Here is a 21,066-nt window from a genome sequence, read left to right as displayed (position 1 = left end):
ATTACAGCTTTGGCGCTTCCGGCATGCTCATGAACGGACCGTGAGCCGCCGCGGCTTTACGCTTATGGATCGATCACATCGGCGCAGGCGTCGGTCGGCGCGGCGGCGATGTGCCCGACCAGCGGCACGATCTTCAAACCGGCCGACGCAACCCGGCACGGCGCGGCAGCGAGGCCGCACCCTGTCATCCCGGCACACAGCGCGAGCATCACCCCCAGTGCGCCGAGACGGCCGAACCTTCCAGACCGCATGTTCTTGCGGGACGCCACGGCCATACGCACCTCTACTTCAACGAACTTCAATGAGTCGGGTTTCGCGCACGGCGAGATTGCGCGGCGCGCGAGTACTTCACTGCGCGTCGATACGCTGCAGCACCACGAGGCAGCGTGCTTCGATGCGGGTTACTTCGTGGAAACCGGCCGCACCGCCGCCGCGGCCTGCTTCGCGCGCGAGCGGGCTTCGTCGATCGTCTCGCCCGTGGCCAGCGCTACGCCCATACGGCGCTTGACGAAACTCTCCGGCTTGCCGAACAGACGCAGATCCGCGTTCGGCACGGCCAATGCCGCCGCGACACCTTCGAAAGCGATGGCCGCCTCGTCCAGACCGCCGTAAATCACCGCCGACGCGCCCGGGGCCCGAAGCGACGTATCCACCGGCAAGCCGAGGATCGCGCGCGCATGCAACTCGAACTCCGAGAAGCGTTGCGAGCACAGCGTGACCAGACCCGTGTCGTGCGGACGCGGGCTGACTTCCGAAAACCATACGTCATCGCCGCGCACGAAAAGTTCCACGCCGAACAGGCCCCGGCCACCCAATGCCGCCGTCACCTTGTGCGCCACTTCGCGTGAACGCTCCAGCGCGAGCGGGCTCATCGGCTGCGGCTGCCACGATTCGACGTAGTCGCCCGCCACCTGCACGTGGCCGATCGGGTCGCAGAAATACGTGCCGACTTCACCGCTCGCCGGATCAATCGCGCGCACCGTCAGCTGGGTGATTTCATATTCGAAGTCGATAAAGCCTTCGACAATCACTCGGCCGTGATTCACGCGACCGCCCGCCATTGCATATTGCCAGGCAGTCTCGGCATCCGCGTCGCTCTTCAACACCGACTGCCCTTTGCCCGATGACGACATCACCGGCTTCACCACGCATGGATAGCCGACCTTGGCGATGCCCGCGCGGAGTTCCTCGAGCGAATCGGCGAACGCGTACGGCGAGGTCGGCAAACCGAGTTCTTCAGCGGCCAGACGGCGGATGCCTTCGCGGTTCATAGTGAGTTGCGTGGCGCGCGCGGTCGGAATCACTTCGGCCAGGCCGTCGGTTTCGATGGCGGCGAGCGCGTCCGTTGCGATTGCTTCGATCTCGGGGACGATCAGGTGCGGGCGTTCCTGTTCGACCAGCGCGCGCAAGGCGGCGCGGTCGGTCATGTCGATCACGTGCGAACGATGCGCGACCTGATGACCCGGTGCATTCGGATAACGGTCGACGGCGATCACTTCGACGCCCAGCCGTTGCAGCGCGATGATCACCTCCTTGCCGAGTTCGCCGGCGCCGAGCAGCATGACGCGCGTGGCGGACTCAGAAAGGGGCGTGCCGATCCGTTGGCCGATCTGCATGGGGTCTCCAGAAAAAAGTCGGATGAGGGTGGGATTGGGTAGAGCACGATGTTAACATGCGCACCCCGATGCACACCCCGACCCGCACCGTTGCGCTCGCGTGCGGCGAGCTTAGTGCGTTACCCTTACGCCTTCGCCAGTTTGAAGAGGAACGACGCCATGCTCCAAAGCTCCTCCGCGCGACGTGTTGCGCGCTTCATCCCCTATGCGCGCACCGCCATCGCCGCGTTGAGCGTCGCCGCGCTATGCAGCGCGTGCGCCATGCCGAAGCATCCGGACTCGGAAGCCGCGCCGCCCGATCCGTTCAATCCGGCCGCCACCCAGTTGCTCGACGACACCAGTTGGGTGCTTAGCGGCTGGAAACAGGCCGACGGCACGGCACGCGCGATTCCGTCCGCCGATCAGGGCGCGCCGATCACGCTCGTGCTCTCCACCGACAAAGGCCAGCGTCACGCCAGCGGCTTTTCCGGCTGCAATCGCTACATGGGTTCGTATGCGCTGAAAGACGGCAAGCTGAGCTTCGGCACGCTGGGCGGCACACGCATGGCGTGCGCGACGCCGGGCGGACAAATCGAAGGTTCGTATCTCAACGCGCTGACGCACATCGACCGCACCGGCGTGCAGATGCGCGCGCCGCAGCAGATGCAACTCGTGCTCGATAACGGCGACACGCTCACGTTCGACAGCAGCGCCAAATGATCTGTACGCGGGCCAATAACCGGATGCGCCGCCGCAAGCGATCCTGTCCGCATGGCGCGCGCGGGCCTCGGTAGCGGCCGTTGTTTTTCACCGACGGCAGGTCGCGTGCCGGCCTGCTTTCCCATTTGACGCAAGCATATTTGCGTTTGTCTTCGAAGCATCGGGCTTCGCCGGTTAAACTCGATGGGTTGCGTTTTTGCGCGTCCGTCATTCGTTGATGTCTAGCATGCACACGGTAGTTTTCGGCTGGTTCGGCGGGTCAGCCGTCTGGTTTATTCCCCTTTTGTGGCGTCTCGTGAAGTCGGCGCTGCCAGGCGGCGCAGGTTTGCGCGGCCCCGGCACGATCCGCCTTTGGCTCGGCTTCGTCTGCGTGATGCTCGCGAGCTGCACGCTGGAGGCGTCGCTGATCGGCGCAGCCGGCGTGAACAGCTTCGGCCATGCGCTGGCGGCGGGCTTCGGTCATCTGCTCGGGCACATCGGCACGCCGCTCGCGGCGCTTGCCCTGCTCGTGATCAGCCTGCCCTGGCTGATCGACTTCCGCTGGCGCGACGTCGCCGCCTGGGCCGACGGTGCGTTCGGCCTCGGCCTGTCACGCGGCCTCGCCAAACGCGACGAGGAAGCACGCCGCCATCGCAGCGTCGACGACGGTTTGCCGTCGCATGGATCGCCGTCCACCCATACTATGGCGCCTAAAAGCAACGGACGTTATGCGCGCCCAGCCGTCTGGCAGCCGCCGGCGCGTGGCCGCGGCGCAGCGGCGGCTGCCGGCGCGGCGGGTGCGGCGGCGGCGAGAGAAGCAGCGGCGCGCGGCGCCGGGGCGAACTGGCGTGCCGGCGCAGTGAAGACGCGCAGCCAGGCCACGCAGGCGGAGCCGGTGCTACGTGCGTCAGCCGCAACGCCGCCGCGGCAAGCGCCGATGCCGGCGCAGACGCCGCCACAGACACAGACACGCTCGCTGAACGCGGACCGGGCGGAATGGATGCCGGCCGAGCCGGTCGCGCCGGCCGGATGGCTGCGTGAGCCAGCTACGGCGCCACGCGCGCCCGCATCGCCAGCCGGTTCGACGGCGGCGCCGGGAACGACTGCAACGCCGGTTCGCGGTCATGCATCGCAAGTTGGCCGGCGCTCGACTGGCGAGCAACGTCCGGTGGGATCGTCGGCGACCGGCGTGGGCGTGACGGGTGGAACCGGTCTCGCTGGCGCAGTCGCCGTACCCGCTGCTTTGGCACAAGCGGCGCATGCGGCGCACGCCACAGCGGCGATGCGGATGACGCCAGGTTCGACAGCCGGTTCAATGACGAATGCTTCGGCCGGCCCAGGCCGCCCGTCGACGACCCAAGTCGCAGCCACAGGAATAGCTCGAGAAAATCGCTCCGCGGTGGCACCGCAGCCGTTCTCACCCGCTTCGCGCGTGAACACCACGCCGGCACAGTCAACACGGCGTCCGGCTTCGTTCGGTGCGCCGGCGCCCAGCTATACCCGGCCGATGGCCACGACGGAAAAGGCCACACCGCCGGCCAGCGTCCAGGAGACGCTTCGGAGCATCGCGGAAAATGCCGCGCGCTGGACCGACATCGCGGGCGTCAGCCTCGCGCGCAGCAGTAGCTCGGAAATCACGATGGTCACGACGACTCCGTTGGATTCCGAGCCATCGGACGTGGCTTCGTCGCATCAAAGCGAAGTTGAAATGGCTGCGGCGCCGGGCGTCAGTGCGCATTGGGTGGACGTAGCTGAGGCCGCGCCGACCCTCGCGCCGGTGCAGCCGCAAGTAGAAACACCGCGAATCGAAGCCGCGTTCGAGGCGCCAGTCGAGGCGCCGGTCGAGGAAGACTCCGAGCCTGTCGTGCATTGGCCGATTGAGCCGCCGATCATCCAGACAACGGTGGCGGCGACGGCCGTACCGGCGGAGGCATTGGTTTCGGCGTCGGTTTCGGCTCCGGTTTCGGCTCAAGCTCCGGTTTCGGCTCCGACACCGGCAGAGGCATCAGTGGAGTTGGAGGCGAAGGCACACGCAGAAGCATCTGTGCAAACAGAGACATCCGCACTGGCGGAGGCATCGGCACACGCACAAATAGACGCACCTGCCACGCAGCATGCAGCACCGGTGCCCACCCCCACACCGTTTCAAATCTTCGCGGCCCAGTTGCAGGCGAGCGAAGCGCAAACGGACGTGCCACCTTTTGTCGAAGACGAACCTGCACAAGCGCATACCGCGACGCCAGCACCGATTGCCGCAGTCGTCATCGATAAACCGCTGATGCCTTGGGAAACAACAATCGATGTTGTCGCCCCGCTGCGCGCCGCGGTGCCGACGGACGTGCCGCATGCGGTCAGCACCGGCGCTCCGAGCGACGCAGTGCCGGCGAATCACGCCGTGCCGCCATGGCACGTGCCGAACGCGAGCGAAGCGCCCGCGCCAGTCGAACAAGAAACAGCACACACCCCTGCCCTATCGGATGGTTCGAACCTATCCGACGATTCGAACGCGTCATCCGCCTTTGACGGATCGGCCGTCGCCGCCGCAGTCCAGCCGCAAAGCGCCGCATCGCCTGCGTCGAATGTGGTTCGCTTCCCTGGCTTTGCGGTTCAACCCGCACCAGCGGCCTCTGCCACCATCGTCGACGAAGCCATCAACGGGCCGGGTGACGCGCCGAGCGCCCCGACAGCACCGGGCTTCGCCACCACCCAAACTGCGGGGTCTACAACCCACTTCGCAACCGAACCCTCAACCGAATCCGCTGAGCCTCCCGAACCCGCAGTCCAGCGCACGCCGCCGCGCGGCAACAGCCCGGCCAACGGCTTCGAATTCCGCGCGCCCGCGGCATCGATGGTCGAACTGCCAACGCTCGACCTGCTCGCGGCCGCCGATACCGACGTCGAACCCGTCTCCGAAGAAAAGCTCATCGAAACCGGCCTGCTGATCGAGCAGCGTCTGCAGGAATTCAAGGTACCGGTGACGGTGGTCGGTCACTCGGCCGGGCCCGTCATCACGCGCTTCGAAGTCGAGCCGGCGCTCGGCGTGCGCGGCAGTCAGATCGTCGGGCTGATGAAGGATTTGTCGCGCGGCCTCGGCCTCACCTCGATCCGCGTGGTCGAGACGATTCCCGGCAAGACCTGCATGGGTCTCGAGTTGCCGAATGCCAAGCGGCAGACGATCCGCCTGTCCGAAATCATCGAAGCAAGCGTCTACCAGAACTCGCATTCGCAGTTGACGCTCGCGATGGGCAAGGACATCACCGGCCATCCGGTGGTCGCCGATCTGGCAAAGGCGCCGCACATGCTGGTTGCGGGCACCACCGGTTCGGGCAAGTCCGTGGCGATCAACGCCATGATCTGCTCGCTGCTCTTCAAGGCGACGCCCGAAGAAGTGCGGCTCATCATGATCGACCCGAAGATGCTGGAACTGTCGGTGTACGAAGGCATTCCGCATCTGCTCGCGCCGGTCGTCACCGATATGAAGCTGGCGGCCAACGCGCTGAACTGGTGTGTCGGCGAAATGGAAAAGCGTTATCGGCTCATGTCCGCGGTCGGCGTGCGCAACCTGGCCGGCTTCAACCAGAAGATCCGCGATACCGAAGCCAAGGGCAAGAAGCTCGGCAACCCCTTCTCGCTGACGCCGGAAGCCCCCGAGCCGCTCGCGCCGCTGCCGCTGATCGTCGTCGTGATCGACGAACTGGCCGACCTGATGATGGTCGCGGGCAAGAAGATCGAAGAACTGATCGCGCGTCTCGCGCAGAAGGCGCGCGCCGCCGGCATTCACCTGATTCTGGCGACGCAGCGTCCGTCGGTGGACGTGATTACGGGTCTCATCAAGGCGAACATTCCGACGCGCGTGGCGTTCCAGGTGTCGTCGAAAATCGACTCGCGCACGATTCTCGATCAGATGGGCGCCGAATCGCTGCTCGGCCAGGGCGACATGCTGTTCCTGCCGCCGGGCACGGGCTACCCGCAGCGCGTGCACGGCGCATTTGTTGCCGACGAGGAAGTGCATCGGATCGTCGAGTATCTGAAGCAGTTCGGCGAACCGCAATACGAAGAAGGCATTCTCGACGGCCCGGCCACCGAAGGCGCATCGCCCGATCTGTTCGGCGACACGCCGGATGCCGAAGCCGATCCGCTTTACGACGAAGCCGTGGCCTTCGTGGTGCGCACGCGTCGCGCGTCGATCTCGTCGGTGCAGCGGCAATTGCGCATCGGGTATAACCGCGCCGCGCGTCTCGTCGAGCAGATGGAAACGGCGGGTCTGGTGTCGGCGATGGGCATCAACGGCAGCCGTGAAGTGCTCGCGCCGGGACCGGCGGAGTGATTCTGTATAGAAACGTTCTACGGCGTGCTAGTCAATGAGTTTGAAATCCGGGGTCGGTCGCACAATGTCACGGGCTAAAGTTGCGCGGGCAAATTCATTGACTTCCGGTACTCCAGAGAAAGCCGCAACCTCCTTGGAATCGTGACCATATGTCATCCAGTCGCCGGACTAAGGCAAAACCACGTAGCCCAGTGATAAATGCCAGCGCATCGGCAGGACTCCCGCCCGGATCAGCGTGCAACTCTCATTTCACTTCAACCTTATTCTAATTGTCTTGATGCAGTTGAATTCGGCGGTAGGGCCACCGACTATTGAGGGTGTTCGCACTGTATTGGCGGCGCCGTCTTTTCTAGGGATATCGGGTTAGATTCACCTAGTCAGGATTCTCGTAGAAGGCAAATGACTCTCGTGCGAACGTCACGAGGTCTGCCGGCCTGGGTAGTGCGCCCGTGCCGCAGTCCCGATCGGTATACATGAACCAATCACCCACAATGTCGTTGAAAAGGCGCGACAACCGCGCCTTTTAGTTTGTCGACGACAGCTTGTATCCATAGCTCTAGTCAACTATCTGAAAATTTGCACCCGGATAGAGGAAGAAAGGATAGTTCCCGTGACTGAACTTGAGAACATCCGAAGGTCCGGTTAGGGCGCTCATTTCCTTGCTCCAATTCCCGTACACGAACCAGCTCCCATTGATCGGCAAAATCGCATAGCGTTGTGCGTTGCTCGCCAACGCATCTGCCAAGCTGTCGCCCGGGTCAGCATTTAAAAATGCAAAATAGTCGTCGACGCTGTGCTCTGGGCCGACGAAGAAAGCCGGATATTTTTTGAAATGGTGATGGAAATAGGTGAACGGATCCGACCGGAGGGCAAGTACGGCGAAAGTATCTGCGCCCTCGAACGCCAGGAGCGCACGGATAAAGAAGAAAAACGTCGGGGTAGAGATATCGATCGAGTCAAAATAAAGCGTCGGTTCGGTCCGCGCGGAGTCGGTCAGAGTCTGGACCGCAGCATTCGCGCGATCCCATAGCGGCAAGAAATCTTCCAGATTGTTCAGAAAGTTGTCTTTTTGTCGATTAATCATTTCCCACCCAAGCGAATTTTTACTGTAGCTTTGCCGCCATTCACGGTGTAACCCGCAGTAATGGACCCTTCGTTCGAGTCGTTACGTACCGTGTACTGACGCTCGCCTTTGGTGAAAATATCAGCCCTCCCATCTTTGCTAAGCGTTTGTACCCAGCGGTCTTAACCGTGTCTCCATTAGCACTGGATACTCAATATTCGGCGTTGGGAACACCGAATATTGAGAGTGCACGCACTGCATTGCGGACACTGTCTTCTAAAAATAACGAGGCACGTTCACCTAGCCAGGATTCTCATAGAAGGCGAATGACTCTCGTGCGAACGTCATGAGGTCCGCCGGTCCGGATAGCACCCCCGTGCCCCAGTCCCAACCCCGATCGGCATACATGAACCAATCGCCCACAATCGGTAACACAACGTACTGCTCCGAATAGAAGCCAATCGCGTCAGCCGCACTATTTCCGGGGTCCATCATCAGGATTTCAAAAAAAGCGTCGTCGTTATGGCATGTTTGAACAATGAATCCTGGATACTTGCCAAAATGAAAATGAAAGTAGTCGAACGGATCCGGGTTCAGTACGATCACCGCGAATTCACCGGTCCCATTGAACGCCGCGAGACTGCGAATGAGATCACGGAACCTTTCCGTGCCAATGTTAGACGAGTCAAAGTGCAGCAATTCCGTAGCCGGAATTCCTGGCACTTTTTGCATACACGAGCGCGCTCGCTGCCAAAGCGATGTGAACGTCTCGTGGTCGTGAATGAAATCAATGTTGGTCATTTCGACAACCTAATTTTAACGGTCGCATCCTTCGAACCAAGAGGAAAGTAGTCAGCCGTGGGATTTCCGTGATTCGAATTCTCCCGGATACCATAACGATTTCCGTTCTTCGTGAAGATATCCATCTTGCCGTCCGTAGTGAGCGTCTGCACCCAACCATTTTCACGCAAGTTCGCCTCGAACTCCGCCTTGCCAACGTCAGTTTCGATATTTTTCGTGCTTCGTCCTACTGTGATATCAACATATTCCGACGTAATCCGCCCCGGCGGAATCCCATCCACCTCCGTCTCAGCCGCAGGCTTGCACATCTGCTTGATACGGTCCCAGTTCTCCGCGGCTTTTCTTGCGCCCTGACCGATGCCGAATTTAACAGCCGGATTGTTGATTAGTCGCCAGACAAGCACGATTCCCCGTGCCGCGCCATCGATCAGTCCCGCCGAGAAATGGCAGCCACCGCAGACAGTCGAGGCGGAAAACAAAGGAGCACCGGAAAGCTGTCGCGCGCCCTGACGGTTTGCCGGCGGCGCTATGGGCGAATCCCCATAGTTGTAGTTATCAATCCACTGATTGATTTCCTCATCGCTAACCGGGATATCCGTGCCGTTGTTCAGGTCTAGCAGACTACCGTTTCTGGCAACCGTGCCCGTACGTGACACGACCTGACCATCGGGCGAATACGTGAATCTGACTTTCAAAATGCGCCGGATACCTCCGTTCGCAGGGCTTGCGTACTCCTGGAATTTGAAGAGGTCGACGCGTCCGCGCTGGTCATAGCGCATGAAATAGTCGCCGGTCGGGTTGTAGCCGTACTCGATCCGGTGAGCGGCATCGCGCGAAATCGCCTCGCTGGCGACGTATTGCTCCACGGGATAGATGGAAAACACATTCCCGGTCGCGTCGCGCGTCACGACCCATTGAGCGACGACCTTGCCGTCGGCGAGTTGCTGGGCGAACGAGAGCCGGTTCGTCGCGTCGTACGTCATGCCGTAGGCCATCGTGACGGCGCCTTCAGGCTTCGGCGCATCGAAGCCCTGGATTCCGGTTGCGTCGCTAGTCGGCGTCTCCGCGATGCCCGCCGTGTTTCCGCGCGCGTCGTAGACGAACGACTGGATCAGGTCCGGCGACGCGATCATCGCCGGACGCAGGCTCGTCGCATCGGCATAGCGAATCGTCGAGATCGAAGTCCCCGAGGCGTTCCTGACGGTCGCCCTGATCGGACGCCCTGTTTCGTCGTAGCTGTATTCCGACGTTCCGCCGCTTGCGTCGGTATCCTTGAGCAGATTGCCCGATGCATCCCACGCGCTACTGGCGTTGCCTGCCGCCGACATGCTGGTCGTCGGACGCAACACGCCGCCAATCGACGACATGTTTAACGTAGTGGTGCGGCGGCTGCCGGTGATAACCGTTGAGCCGGCGTTATAGGCAAACTGCACATTGCGGGTAGAGTCTGGATGGTCGACCGCTACTGCCCGACCTCGCGAGTCATAAGTCCACGTCGCGACACGCGTGCCGACTTCATTGATTTCTCCCGTCAGCGCATTCCTGAATCGGGAATCTTCATAGGCGTAGCGGTGTGTGTAACCATCCGGCCACGTCACGGAAACGAGATTGCCATTCGCGTCGTAACCGTACTGCGTCATTCGCCCCAAAGGATCATTCAGGCGCGACAGTCGACGCCTGTCGTCGTAGTCGAGTCGAAGCGTAATGTCCTTGTTCGCGTCCGTGCCCGCAGCATGCTGGGTGATCGCTGTTAGCAGACCCGATGCATCGTAGGTTGCCGTGCGGATAAAGCGGGTCTTCGTCTCCTCCGACAGCAGGACGCCTTGCGCCGAGTACGACTCGACTGTCTCCGTCTGGAGGTCCGTAAGCGTCCAGCCGGACGCGTTCTGCGCGAGCGCGAGACCGGTAAAGCCAGCCGTGCGCCAGGTGCCCGCCAACCCGTTGAACGTGACAGGTTCACCATTCGCGCGATACGCCACAACCTTTGATGAACCGCCGCTGTTCGCATTCGCGAGATCCAGACTGCGCTGCCAGCTATGGAACCAGACCGGCCCCATCGAGATCGCATTCTTCGCAAGTGGTTTCGAGCGATAGGTGCGCGTGAACGACATCGGAATATCGTCGCCACTGACAAAATCCGCTTCAGTCAGTGTGACCGCGCCATTGCCGGGATAGACCGGATCGGCTACCGGACAGCTTTGTTCGGGCTCATCCGTCGCTGGGATTGAACACCATTGGTCGATCAGGGCGATGTCGTTGATGCACGCGTAGTTCCCCATGCCACCGGGTGTATTGCTGACCACGTCGAGGCGGCAGGACTTCGTACCCGGTGTTGCGCCCGACTTTGAGTACAGCGTGAAGCAGTCTGTCGCGTTCGCGCCAAACGCCACGAGTAGCAGTGCGAATGCGGCGAGGAAGCGGCACAGCATGCTGGCCGCGTCTCCTTTCAATTTCCGTGATTTCATTTTTCTCCCTTAGTTATTCGTTTCGCCGATAAAGGCGAAGGCATTTTTAAGGAGAGTGAAATTCTTTTAAATCCGACAATTCCGAAAAATCTGATTGCGTCGGTGTCGGTCTGCGACTCTTATCAGGGCCGACGAAAGAGCGTCACATTGATCGAGGTCCACGACCGCTCGTTGCGAGGCGTTAAAAAGTCCTGCTTGACCGATTTATCAAAGCCACAGAAACGAGCGTGGATCGATGAGAAAAAGGCGCAAATTGCTTCGCGCCTTTTTTCTTTGGGGTGCCAAGTACACGCCGCGCTACTGCGACTACTGGATGGTTACGGGTTGTGCGTCAATATCGGCCAGCGGCGCGATTTTCAAGCCCGCCACCTGACTGACTGACTCGGCAGTCTCTTCTGTGCTTACCGCATGCGCTTTTGCTGCATTGGCGAGCAGACTCGCAGCATGCCTCGCCGTGATGCGGCTGTCCGGTACGCCTTTAGCATCGAGCGCAATGACCTGATATAGCTCGCGATCACGCGTCAGGTCACTTGCATAACCTTCGGCTGTCTCTACCAATAGTTCCAGCAGTGCGCGTTGGCTTTGGCGCTCATCGCGTGTCATGGCGGGGCATCGACAGATTGTGCTTGCCAGACTAACCAGCCGATTCAGTTGGTCTAATTGCTGATCGCATAAATGGAAAGTTGAAAGCGCGAGTTTCTCGTACTGAAGTGCGTCGACGGGTGAACGCAATGCGGTTTGCGACTGTTTGGTATTTTTCGTCATGGTGCGATTTCCGGTTCGTTCCTGAATCGCCCGACACTTGCTAACAGATAGGGTGAGCGGGCACGTAGACGGGTTAGCAGACCGGGCGTAAGACCAAAACCGGCGAGCCTTGCGGCTCCCCCTCCACGGCCCGCCCATAGAAGGCGCGCACGTTTGAGCACCACCCACTTTCGCGGGCAGTGCGGTCCTACGCACCAGGCTGCTAAACCTGTGCCGTTTTGTCTAACGGCGGGAACAATTTACCCCACCTATTTTTCGAGACGATCAACCTGGCAAGCTAAACGCGCGGATTATAACTAATCTTTACATTCCCCCCGACACAGTCCTAAAAGGTCACCGCATCGGGAGCGCACAGATTCAAATCGCACGCCCAACCCTCCCCTCACGATGGCGACACCAGCTTGAAGTCCACCGGTGAATCGATCTCGATACGCTTCGGATTCGCTTCGAGCAATCCGCTCTGCTGATCGCGCTTAAACACATACACCGTGCCGCTATTCTGGTTGCCGACAATCAGCCAGTTGCCCGTCGGGTCAATCGCGAATTCGCGCGGCGACTTGCCGAGGCTCGGCTGATGCCCGATCTTCTTCAGATGACCGGTGCCCGGATCGACCGAGAAAATCACGATCTCGTTGGCATCGCCGCGATTGGTGGCGTACAGGAAGCGCCCGTCCGGCGACAGGTGAATGGCCGCGGCGCCTACCGCGCCCTTGAAGCCCGGCTCGGTCAGCGAAATCGTCTGCACCTGCGTGAGCTTGCCGTCGGCGTAGTTGAAAGTGCTGACCGTAGCGGCCAGTTCACTCGTCAGATACGCATGCTTGCCGTCCGCGCCGAACACCAGGTGACGCGGGCCCGTGCCCGCTTTCTCCTGGGTGTAGCGCGAGTCGGTCGGGCCGAACAGGCCGCGGCTTCCGTCCGGCGTGTAGCGGTACGAGTACAGCTTGTCTGCGCCCAGGTCCTGCGCGAACAGATAGTGGCCGTCCGGCGAGAACACGGTGGAGTGAACGTGCGAGTTGTCCTGACGTCCCTTCACCGGACCGCCGCCTTCGTGGTGTACCGTGAGCACCGACACGCCCACCTGGCCGTCCGCCTGCAACGGGAACACCGCGAAGCTGCCGCCCGGATCGGCCGCCACCGAGTAGTTCGCGGTCAGCAGATATTTGCCGTCCGGCGACAGGCTCAGGTAGCACGGGTCATTGCCGTCCGACGAGACCTTGTTGAGAAAGCTCAGCCGGCCGCTCGCGGCGTCGAAGCGGAACGCGCTGATGCCGCCGCGTTGCGTGGCCGGGCCGTTGTCGCCGGGCAATTCGTTGACCGCATAGACAAAGCGCCGGTCACGGCTCACCACCAGGTACGACGGGTTGACTGTCTGCGCGACCGACACGCGGGTCGCTTCACCCGTCTTCGTGTCGAAGCGATAGACGTACAGGCCCTCGCTCTTGCCACCGGTGTATGTGCCGACCAGCATGTCATAGACGCCGTCGGCGGGAGCCGGGCCGGAATCTTGCGCAAACGCATGCGAAGCAACAATCGAGACCATGAGCACGAAACCTTTTATTATCGAGCGGGCGGAGCAGAGAGGAGCCGGCCGGCCGCCGCGCCATGAGGTGGATTGAGCGGATTGAGCAGACGGCAAAGGAAAGCTTGAAACGGTACGCACGGCGGCCCGGTGACGACGAAGCATATGACCTCCTCTACATCGGTTGTCTGATTGATTCGGTTGTAACGGTGTCTCTGGTCTGCCGCGCAATCGGTCGAATAGTTTTATCGAGGCAAGTATAAAAGCGTTGCGTCGGGTCATGCAGCGAATCCGGCCGGGCCGCGAATGGCCGGGCCGCGATCGGCTGGGCCTCGCGCCGGGGCACAGCCGACCGAGCTGCCACCAGTTGGCCGGCAAACCAATGCATGCGCAGCAATTGTCCCGCCTGGCGGGAGTGTTCTTTCAGTTGTGTTTCACCTATCTCACACTACGGAGTCTTCATGAACGTCACACTCAGCCTGGGCCCGCTGGTTTCGTTGATCGCCGGCATTCTGATTCTCGTCATGCCGCGCCTGTTGAACTACATCGTCGCGCTCTATCTGATCATCATCGGCATCATTGGGATCTTCGGCGTGGGAGCGTCGCACTTCTAAGCGACGGCGCTCAGCAAGATGAGCAGGAAGGGACGCGCGGCCGGGCGCAGTGCCGGCCCGGCAACGTTTCGCACGAATGGGGTGCCGTGATGGGCAATGGCACGCGGACTGATGACGGCAGTGGCAGCGCAGCAATCGGCACGGCGAAGCAGTACGCGCGCGATAGATCCGCGCCGGGTGCCGTGTGCCCGATGCAAGAAAGCCGCGTGGCGCGAATCCGTGCAGCAGACAGTCAGCCGTTCGAAAGCTGGTCGAGTCGCAAACGCCCCTGCAGCGACAATCCGCCGACGGCATAATGACCGTCACCTTCCTGATGACGCCGGAAGCAGGCCCGTTCGATCAGAAACGCCGCCGCGGTCAGCATTCCGTTGCGGCTCAGGCCCAACCGGCCATGTTCGAGCGGCAACATCGAATCGTCAGGCAATTCGCTGGCGGCTGAGAGAATCGTGATGCAATCGGATTTCGACGGGTTCAGCATTGCTTGGGTCCTCGAAAACGGCGTCTGCATACGCCATGGGCAAGGCCGGTGCATGATCCGGAGAACTCCGCGCATCGGCATGAAAAATGATTGTAGGCAGTGATTTGACAATTACCAACTCGCGTTTCGCCGCATTGCGCGCTGAACCAAAACGCATCGCGCGAGTCCGGTAAAAACAACGACCCCTGGCGCGGCGGCCCTCGCCTCGCGTCAAACCGACACCCTCCTCCATGCCCGCACTCATCGAAGACTACGCGCTCATCGGCGACGGCCACACGGCCGCGCTCGTCTCCCGGGAAGGCTCAGTCGACTGGCATTGCTGGCCCCGTTTCGACTCCGGCGCCTGCTTCGCCGCCCTGCTCGGCACGCCCGACAACGGCCGCTGGTTAATTTCACCGGTCTCCGATACGCCGCCCACGATCACGCGCCGTTATCGCGGCGAAACGCTCATCCTCGAAACCGATTTCGAAACTCCTGAAGGCGCGGTCACGCTGATCGACTTCATGCCGCCGGGCAACGGCTGGTCGGAGATGGTGCGGATCGTGGTCGGCAAACGCGGCACGGTGCGCATGCGGATGGAACTGGTGTTGCGCTTCGACTACGGCTTTTCGATTCCGTGGGTCGATCGCCTGACGCACGACAGCGGCATCAAGGCGATCGTCGGCCCCGATACCGCGATACTGCGCACGCCGGTCGACTTGCGCGGCGAAAACATGAAGACCGTCGCGGAATTCAGCGTGAGCGAAGGCGAGCGCGTGCCGTTTTCGCTGGCCTATGCGGCCTCGCACCTGCGCATTCCGCCGGCCCGCGATCCGCACACGTCGCTCGCCCGCACCGAGAACCATTGGCTCGAATGGTCGGCACGCAGCACCGTCGAAGGCAAATGGGCCGCGCAGATCCGCCGTTCGCTGATTACGCTGAAGGCGCTCGCGTACGAACCGACCGGCGGAATCGTTGCCGCGCCCACCACGTCTCTTCCGGAACAGTTGGGCGGTTCGCGCAACTGGGACTACCGCTACTGCTGGCTGCGCGACGCCACCATCACGCTGCTCGCGATGATGCGCGGCGGCTACTACGACGAAGCCCGCGCGTGGCGCAGCTGGCTCGGCCGCGTCATGGCCGGCGCGCCCGATCAGTTGCAGATCATGTACGGGATCGCCGGCGAGCGACGTCTGCCCGAGTTCGAAATCGACTGGCTGCCGGGCTATCAGGATGCCAAACCCGTGCGGATCGGCAACAACGCGGTCGGACAGCGCCAGCTCGACGTTTACGGCGAAGTGATGAACGCGCTGCATCTTGCGCGCGTCGGCGGTCTGCAGGCGGACGATACCGCGTGGAACGTGCAGCGCGCGTTGCTCCGCCACCTGGACACAATCTGGCAGGAGCCGGACGAAGGCATCTGGGAAACGCGCGGCGGCCGCCAGCACTTCACCTTCTCGAAGGTGATGGCGTGGGTCGCCTACGACCGCGCCATCCGGTCCGCCGAAATGTTCAAGCTGGAAGGCCCGCTCGATGAGTGGCGCGCAACCCGCGCGACAATCCACGCGGAAGTTTGCGCTAAGGCATGGAATCCGGCGCTCAACGCGTTCTCCCAGTCCTACGGCAGCGCCCAGCTCGATGCGAGCGTGCTGCTGATGCCGCTGGTCGGCTTCCTCCCGCCGGCGGATCCGCGCGTGAAGGGCACGGTGGAGGCGATTGAAAAGGACCTGATGCACGACGGCTTCGTGATGCGCTACCGCACCACCGAATACGACGACGGCCTGCCGCCCGGCGAAGGCACCTTCCTTGCGTGCTCGTTCTGGATGGTGGACAACCTGGCATTGCAGGGCCGCATCGACGAAGCCGTCGCCATGTACGAACGGTTACTCGACCTCTGCAATGACGTCGGCCTGCTCGCGGAAGAATACGATCCGGGCGCGAAGCGCCTGGTCGGCAACTTCCCGCAGGCGTTTTCGCACGTGGCGCTGGTGCACACCGGTTTGAACCTGATGAAGCACGAGCAGGCAATGGCTCAGGCGACCGGGCAGCCGCCGCATAACGGCACCGCGGCAGAAGAACTTGATGGTGCGGCAACCCCCGATAGCGGCGTGGCAACATCGCCGGTACCATGAATAAATGACAGTTTGCGGGCGATCCGCGCGCAAAATGCTGCATTGCACAAGTACGCTTTGTTCAGTATCATCGAGCAGACTGTTGGCCGAAAATCAATGTGCCCACAACCACCAATACGGCCTGCCGCAACGCCATACGCGTGTTTGCCAAGCCCCATGCGAACCGCTTAAAACGGAGCACCCATGCTCTACCAACTGCACGAATTCCAGCGGGCGATGTTGAGCCCCCTCACCGCCTGGGCCCAGGCCGCATCGAAATCGTTTGCGAATCCTGCTAGCCCATTGGCCTACGTGCCCGGTGCCACACGCCTCTCAGCCGGTTACGAACTGCTTTACCGGCTTGGCAAAGATTACGAAAAGCCCGAGTTCAACCTTCATCAGATTGTCAAAGACGGTCACAACATTCCGATCATCGAACAAACGATCATCGAGAAGCCGTTTTGCCGCCTGATGCGCTTCAAGCGTTTCGCCGACGACAGCGACGCTGTCACCCAATTGAAAGATGAGCCGGTCGTGCTGGTGTGCGCGCCGTTGTCAGGCCACCACGCCACGCTGCTGCGCGATACCGTGCGCACGTTGCTGCAAGACCACAAGGTCTACCTGACCGACTGGATCGACGCACGCATGGTGCCGCTCGAAGAAGGCGAGTTTCATCTCGACGATTACGTCGCCTACATTCAGGAATTCATCCGCCACATCGGCGCGAAGAATCTGCACGTGATTTCGGTGTGTCAGCCCACTGTCCCGGTGCTCGCCGCCATTTCGCTGCTGGCGAGCCGCGGCGAAGACACGCCGCGCACCATGACCATGATGGGCGGCCCGATCGACGCGCGTAAGAGCCCGACATCGGTCAACTCGCTCGCCACGCAGCACTCGTATGAATGGTTCGAGAACAACGTGATCTTCACGGTACCGCCGAACTATCCGGGCGTGGGCCGTAAGGTTTACCCGGGCTTCCTGCAACACACCGGTTTCGTCGCGATGAACCCGGAACGGCACGCGGCCTCCCACTGGGACTTCTACCAGAGCCTGTTGCGCGGCGACGAAGACGACGCGGAAGCCCATCGCCGCTTCTACGACGAGTACAACGCCGTGCTCGACATGGACGCGGATTATTACCTCGACACGATCCGCGTGGTATTCCAGGAATTCAGTCTGGCCGAAGGTACGTGGGACGTCGCGGGCGAACGGGTGCGCCCGCAGGACATCAAGAAGACCGCGCTTTTCACGATTGAAGGCGAGCTGGACGATATCTCCGGCGACGGTCAGACGTTCGCCGCGCAGGAGTTGTGCAGCGGCATTCCGGAGCAGAACAAGCGTCACTTCACCGCGGAAAAATGCGGCCACTACGGCATTTTCTCGGGCCGCCGCTGGCGCACCATCATCTATCCGCAACTGCGCGACTTCATCCTCGAGCACAACACGGCGCCGAAGGTAGCGAAGGAAAAAGTCGAAGCCTGAGCACCGCACGCACGTCAACAACGGCCTCTTCTTCAGAGGCCGTTGTCGTTTCTGATGACGCTTCGTTAGCGCCTCTTTAACGCCACTTACGCCGTTTGTGCGCAGCCGCGCTGCCGCTTACTTACGCAACAGATACGCAAGCAGCAACTCCGTGTTCATCTGAATGAGTTCGCTGCGTTCGCTCGCACCACTGAAATCGCGACCCAGTGTCGCTTCGAGCGTGAAGCGGTTCGACACGATGTAATAACCCATGCCGGACAGCGTCACGTAAAAGCGCAGTGGATCGACGTTGGTGCGAAACAGCCCCGCGCGCTGACCCCGCTCGAGAATGCCGCCAAGCGTGGCAACGATCGGCGAAATCATTTCGCGGATGCGCGTCGACTTCTGCATGTAGCGTGCCTCATGCAGATTCTCGTTATTGACGAGACGCAGCAACTCCGGATGATCGCGGTAGTAATCCCAAACAAAATGCGCGAGACGTGTCACCGCCTCGACCGGCGCGACGCCATTCAGTTCGAGCGTTCGTTCCGCTTCATTGAGCGCGCTGAATGCGTGCTCGAGCACGGCAGTGAAAAGCTGCTCCTTGCTACCGAAGTAGTAATAGAGCATGCGTTCATTCGTCTCCGCTCGGCGGGCGATCTGATCGACGCGCGCGCCGAACAACCCTCCATTTGCAAACTCTTCGGCCGCCGCAAGCAGAATGCGGCGCCGCGTGCCTTCAGGATCTCTTTTGATTTTCGGCTGATTCATGGTGGCATCGTCTTCGTGAGCCGCGTTATCCGGATCGCGCCGCCGGCCTCTCCTCGGGCCTTGTACCGACAGCACTGAACGGGCTGGTTGGGGGAACACCCTTATGCGGTCTTTCGAAAAAGCGCTTCGATTATGGCACATGGATTGCGGATGGCAATTGGGGAAATCGGCGATAATGTGCTATTTAGTTCAAGCTACGCGGCTGCAAGGCAAGCACCGGCAAGCACCAACGTTGTGACCGTGATCAACTCCAAAACACTCGCAGACCGCATCGAGGATCTGCTTCCCCAAACGCAATGCACCAAGTGCGGCTTTCCGGCGTGCCGTCCGTATGCCGAGGCCATTGCCAAAGGCGAGGCCGACTACAACCAGTGCCCGCCAGGTGGCGCTGAAGGCGTCGCCCGTCTTGCTGCACTGCTCGGCAAACCGGTGATTCCGCTCAATTCCGCCAACGGCGTCGAACGGCCGCGTTCGCTGGCGGTTATCGACGAACAGGTTTGCATCGGCTGCACGTTGTGCATGCAGGCCTGTCCGGTCGATGCAATAGTTGGCGCACCGAAACAGATGCATACGGTGATCGCCGAGCTCTGTACCGGTTGCGACCTCTGCGTGCCGCCCTGCCCGGTCGATTGCATCGCGATGCCACAGGTCACCGGTGAGGCAACCGGCTGGGATGCATGGAGCCAGGACCAGGCAAACGCCGCGCGCGAGCGCCACAACCGGCGTGAAGCCCGTCTCGCGCGCGAACGCGAAGCAGCCGAAGCGCGTGCTGCAGCGCGGCGAGCGGTCAGCAGCACGCCCGCCATTCAAGCAACGGAAACCGGCGCCACGGCAACGCCCATAGCGCCCGCGACGAATGACGCCGAAGCGAAAAAACGCGCGATCATCCAGGCCGCGCTCGAGCGGGCGCGCCAGAAGAAAGAAGAGTTGGCCGCCAAGGGCCAGGGTCCGCAAAATACCGAACGCGTCAGCGCCGACGTGCAGGCGCAGATCGACGCCGCCGAAGCACGCCGCCGCCGTCTCGGACTCGGCGCGGACAACACCGCGGGTAACACCGATACTCCGCCAACGAAGCGCTAACTTTTAACTCTACACCGCGCATGAACGCGAACAAACGCCGCGCCATCTACGAGACGCTTCAGAGCCTCAACCCGCATCCCACAACCGAGCTCGAATACACCACACCGTTCGAACTGCTGATTGCCGTGCTCCTGTCGGCACAGGCCACCGACGTCTCGGTGAACAAGGCGATGCGCAAGATGTTCCCGGTCGCGAACACGCCGCAGAAGGTGTTCGATCTCGGCGAAGAAGGGGTAGCCGGCTATATCAGGACCATTGGCCTGTATCGCACCAAGGCGAAGAATGTGATCGCAACCTGCCGCATTCTGCTCGACCAGTACGGCGGCGAAGTGCCGGAGGATCGTGAAGCGCTCGAAAGCTTGCCGGGGGTCGGCCGTAAAACGGCGAACGTGATCCTGAACACGGCGTTTGGCCACCCCACCATCGCCGTCGATACGCACATCTTTCGGGTTGCGAATCGAACCGGGCTCGCGCCGGGCAAAGACGTGCGCACGGTTGAGGCGGCCCTGGAGAAATTCACGCCCGCCGAGTTCAGGCAGGATGCTCACCACTGGCTGATTCTGCACGGCCGCTACGTATGCAAAGCGCGTCGGCCGGAATGCTGGCATTGCGTGATCGAGCCACTGTGCGAATTCCGGCCCAAAACGCCGCCGCCGGATCTTTGAAGACGGCACGCCGCCAGCACGCCGCGGCGGCCCGGCGTAAAATGACGCCCTCCGCGCAAGCCCCAAGCGCCCCACACCAACCGCCCCGCTCCCACGATGTTCAATCCCAGCCGCGATGAAGTCCGCCAATTTTTCACCCACACCTGGCGCAAACAGCGTCAAGGCGAGATTCTGACGCCGCTCGAAGCGATCGCCGCCGACTGGATCATCGAGCATCCGGAATATCACGCCGATCTAACCAGCACGGAAGCCGCCCAGGCTCAGGACTACTCGCCCGAACGCGGCCAGACCAATCCGTTCCTGCATCTGTCGATGCATCTGGCCATCACCGAACAGTTGTCGATCGACCAGCCGCCGGGCATCCGCGCGGCGCACGAACGGCTCGCCGCCCGTCTCGGCTCGACCCACGAGGCGCAGCACGCGATCATGGACTGCCTCGGCGAAACCATCTGGGAAGCACAGCGCACCGGCACCCCGCCGGACACCGACGCCTACTTGCAGCGCATCGAGCAACGCGCCACGCGCGACTGAAGGACGGGTCAAAGCAAGTCGGGAGCTCAAGGGTTTTAAAGGCGCCTTGGGTGCCGAACGGGTGCCAAGCGGGTGCCAGACGGGTGACAAACACCCCGCCACGAGCGCGCCTGAGTTTCTCCGAACCGCCGCGCCATCCATC

Annotated in this window: 17 protein-coding genes; 8 read left to right on the top strand and 9 right to left on the bottom strand. The window is 61.7% G+C overall.

The features are described 5' to 3' along the window. Positions 1-62: 62 nt before the first annotated feature. Together KHO23_RS03785 and purT are read right to left on the bottom strand one after the other, a co-directional pair. Positions 63-275, bottom strand: coding sequence for a DUF6726 family protein (locus tag KHO23_RS03785; RefSeq protein ID WP_236066708.1), 213 nt, complete (start codon positions 273-275; stop codon positions 63-65). A 126-nt stretch (positions 276-401) separates the two neighbouring features. After that, on the bottom strand, positions 402-1,616 hold the full coding sequence (purT, locus tag KHO23_RS03780; protein WP_211609684.1) for a formate-dependent phosphoribosylglycinamide formyltransferase: 1,215 nt from the start codon (positions 1,614-1,616) through the stop codon (positions 402-404). 159 nt (positions 1,617-1,775) lie between these two features. On the opposite strand from purT, the gene KHO23_RS03775 reads away from it, so the two are divergent. Together KHO23_RS03775 and KHO23_RS03770 are read left to right on the top strand one after the other, a co-directional pair. Next, positions 1,776-2,315, top strand: a complete 540-nt coding sequence (locus KHO23_RS03775; protein WP_211609683.1) for an META domain-containing protein — start codon at positions 1,776-1,778, stop codon at positions 2,313-2,315. A 226-nt stretch (positions 2,316-2,541) separates the two neighbouring features. Then, the gene (locus KHO23_RS03770) at positions 2,542-6,621 is read left to right on the top strand and encodes a DNA translocase FtsK (protein WP_211609682.1); all 4,080 of its coding nucleotides are present in this window, start codon (positions 2,542-2,544) and stop codon (positions 6,619-6,621) included. 556 nt (positions 6,622-7,177) lie between these two features. On the opposite strand, the gene KHO23_RS03765 is transcribed toward KHO23_RS03770, so the two are convergent. From KHO23_RS03765 to KHO23_RS03745, 5 genes are all read right to left on the bottom strand, one after another. Next, entirely contained in the window at positions 7,178-7,705 is a 528-nt protein-coding gene (locus KHO23_RS03765) for a hypothetical protein (RefSeq protein WP_211609681.1), read from the bottom strand. Between the two features lie 279 nt (positions 7,706-7,984). Then, positions 7,985-8,485 (bottom strand): hypothetical protein, encoded by a 501-nt coding sequence (locus tag KHO23_RS03760; protein WP_211609680.1) that lies wholly within the window; start codon positions 8,483-8,485, stop codon positions 7,985-7,987. After that, positions 8,482-10,950 carry a DUF6531 domain-containing protein gene (locus KHO23_RS03755; protein WP_211609679.1) on the bottom strand — a complete coding sequence of 823 codons (2,469 nt, stop codon included), beginning with the start codon at positions 10,948-10,950 and terminating at the stop codon, positions 8,482-8,484. The genes KHO23_RS03760 and KHO23_RS03755 overlap by 4 nt, the downstream gene beginning before the upstream one ends. 306 nt (positions 10,951-11,256) lie before the next feature. After that, entirely contained in the window at positions 11,257-11,715 is a 459-nt protein-coding gene (locus tag KHO23_RS03750; RefSeq protein ID WP_211609678.1) for a hypothetical protein, read from the bottom strand. Between the two features lie 382 nt (positions 11,716-12,097). Continuing rightward, positions 12,098-13,255 (bottom strand): lactonase family protein, encoded by a 1,158-nt coding sequence (locus KHO23_RS03745; RefSeq protein ID WP_407946029.1) that lies wholly within the window; start codon positions 13,253-13,255, stop codon positions 12,098-12,100. Between the two features lie 440 nt (positions 13,256-13,695). Between KHO23_RS03745 and KHO23_RS03740 the strand changes: the two genes are divergently transcribed. Further along, positions 13,696-13,848 (top strand): DUF3096 domain-containing protein, encoded by a 153-nt coding sequence (locus tag KHO23_RS03740; protein ID WP_073429502.1) that lies wholly within the window; start codon positions 13,696-13,698, stop codon positions 13,846-13,848. 232 nt (positions 13,849-14,080) lie between these two features. Here the strand turns inward: KHO23_RS03740 and KHO23_RS03735 are convergent, their stop codons facing one another. Continuing rightward, on the bottom strand, positions 14,081-14,326 hold the full coding sequence (locus tag KHO23_RS03735) for a hypothetical protein (protein ID WP_211609676.1): 246 nt from the start codon (positions 14,324-14,326) through the stop codon (positions 14,081-14,083). 230 nt (positions 14,327-14,556) lie between these two features. Here KHO23_RS03735 and KHO23_RS03730 point away from each other — a divergent pair, with 230 nt between their 5' ends. Together KHO23_RS03730 and KHO23_RS03725 are read left to right on the top strand one after the other, a co-directional pair. Next, complete coding sequence (locus tag KHO23_RS03730) at positions 14,557-16,437, top strand: glycoside hydrolase family 15 protein (protein ID WP_211609675.1); 1,881 nt, start codon at positions 14,557-14,559, stop codon at positions 16,435-16,437. Between the two features lie 183 nt (positions 16,438-16,620). After that, on the top strand, positions 16,621-17,898 hold the full coding sequence (locus KHO23_RS03725) for a polyhydroxyalkanoate depolymerase (RefSeq protein ID WP_211609674.1): 1,278 nt from the start codon (positions 16,621-16,623) through the stop codon (positions 17,896-17,898). A gap of 117 nt (positions 17,899-18,015) precedes the next feature. Here the strand turns inward: KHO23_RS03725 and KHO23_RS03720 are convergent, their stop codons facing one another. Then, positions 18,016-18,648, bottom strand: coding sequence for a TetR/AcrR family transcriptional regulator (locus KHO23_RS03720; RefSeq protein ID WP_211609673.1), 633 nt, complete (start codon positions 18,646-18,648; stop codon positions 18,016-18,018). A 234-nt stretch (positions 18,649-18,882) separates the two neighbouring features. On the opposite strand from KHO23_RS03720, the gene rsxB reads away from it, so the two are divergent. From rsxB to KHO23_RS03705, 3 genes are all read left to right on the top strand, one after another. Beyond that, on the top strand, positions 18,883-19,728 hold the full coding sequence (rsxB, locus tag KHO23_RS03715) for an electron transport complex subunit RsxB (protein ID WP_236066707.1): 846 nt from the start codon (positions 18,883-18,885) through the stop codon (positions 19,726-19,728). 20 nt (positions 19,729-19,748) lie between these two features. Continuing rightward, entirely contained in the window at positions 19,749-20,393 is a 645-nt protein-coding gene (nth, locus tag KHO23_RS03710) for an endonuclease III (protein ID WP_211609671.1), read from the top strand. A 96-nt stretch (positions 20,394-20,489) separates the two neighbouring features. After that, a complete protein-coding gene (locus KHO23_RS03705) occupies positions 20,490-20,924 on the top strand; it encodes a DUF1841 family protein (protein WP_211609670.1) in 435 nt (144 codons plus the stop codon). Positions 20,925-21,066: the final 142 nt, after the last annotated feature.

Origin of the sequence: Paraburkholderia haematera, from assembly GCF_905220975.1 — a bacterium.
In the GTDB taxonomy this organism is placed as follows: Bacteria; Pseudomonadota; Gammaproteobacteria; order Burkholderiales; family Burkholderiaceae; genus Paraburkholderia; species Paraburkholderia haematera.
The sequence above is the reverse complement of the archived record's forward strand: the minus strand, read 5'-3'. Positions and strand labels throughout refer to the sequence as shown.

Bases quoted from the DNA above. Each gene is read 5' to 3' on its own strand.
- KHO23_RS03785 (WP_236066708.1), bottom strand. From the start codon at position 275: ATGGCCGTGGCGTCCCGCAAGAACATGCGGTCTGGAAGGTTCGGCCGT.
- purT (WP_211609684.1), bottom strand. From the start codon at position 1,616: ATGCAGATCGGCCAACGGATCGGCACGCCCCTTTCTGAGTCCGCCACG.
- KHO23_RS03775 (WP_211609683.1), top strand. From the start codon at position 1,776: ATGCTCCAAAGCTCCTCCGCGCGACGTGTTGCGCGCTTCATCCCCTAT.
- KHO23_RS03770 (WP_211609682.1), top strand. From the start codon at position 2,542: ATGCACACGGTAGTTTTCGGCTGGTTCGGCGGGTCAGCCGTCTGGTTT.
- KHO23_RS03765 (WP_211609681.1), bottom strand. From the start codon at position 7,705: ATGATTAATCGACAAAAAGACAACTTTCTGAACAATCTGGAAGATTTC.
- KHO23_RS03760 (WP_211609680.1), bottom strand. From the start codon at position 8,485: ATGACCAACATTGATTTCATTCACGACCACGAGACGTTCACATCGCTT.
- KHO23_RS03755 (WP_211609679.1), bottom strand. From the start codon at position 10,950: ATGAAATCACGGAAATTGAAAGGAGACGCGGCCAGCATGCTGTGCCGC.
- KHO23_RS03750 (WP_211609678.1), bottom strand. From the start codon at position 11,715: ATGACGAAAAATACCAAACAGTCGCAAACCGCATTGCGTTCACCCGTC.
- KHO23_RS03745 (WP_407946029.1), bottom strand. From the start codon at position 13,255: ATGGTCTCGATTGTTGCTTCGCATGCGTTTGCGCAAGATTCCGGCCCG.
- KHO23_RS03740 (WP_073429502.1), top strand. From the start codon at position 13,696: ATGAACGTCACACTCAGCCTGGGCCCGCTGGTTTCGTTGATCGCCGGC.
- KHO23_RS03735 (WP_211609676.1), bottom strand. From the start codon at position 14,326: ATGCTGAACCCGTCGAAATCCGATTGCATCACGATTCTCTCAGCCGCC.
- KHO23_RS03730 (WP_211609675.1), top strand. From the start codon at position 14,557: ATGCCCGCACTCATCGAAGACTACGCGCTCATCGGCGACGGCCACACG.
- KHO23_RS03725 (WP_211609674.1), top strand. From the start codon at position 16,621: ATGCTCTACCAACTGCACGAATTCCAGCGGGCGATGTTGAGCCCCCTC.
- KHO23_RS03720 (WP_211609673.1), bottom strand. From the start codon at position 18,648: ATGAATCAGCCGAAAATCAAAAGAGATCCTGAAGGCACGCGGCGCCGC.
- nth (WP_211609671.1), top strand. From the start codon at position 19,749: ATGAACGCGAACAAACGCCGCGCCATCTACGAGACGCTTCAGAGCCTC.
- KHO23_RS03705 (WP_211609670.1), top strand. From the start codon at position 20,490: ATGTTCAATCCCAGCCGCGATGAAGTCCGCCAATTTTTCACCCACACC.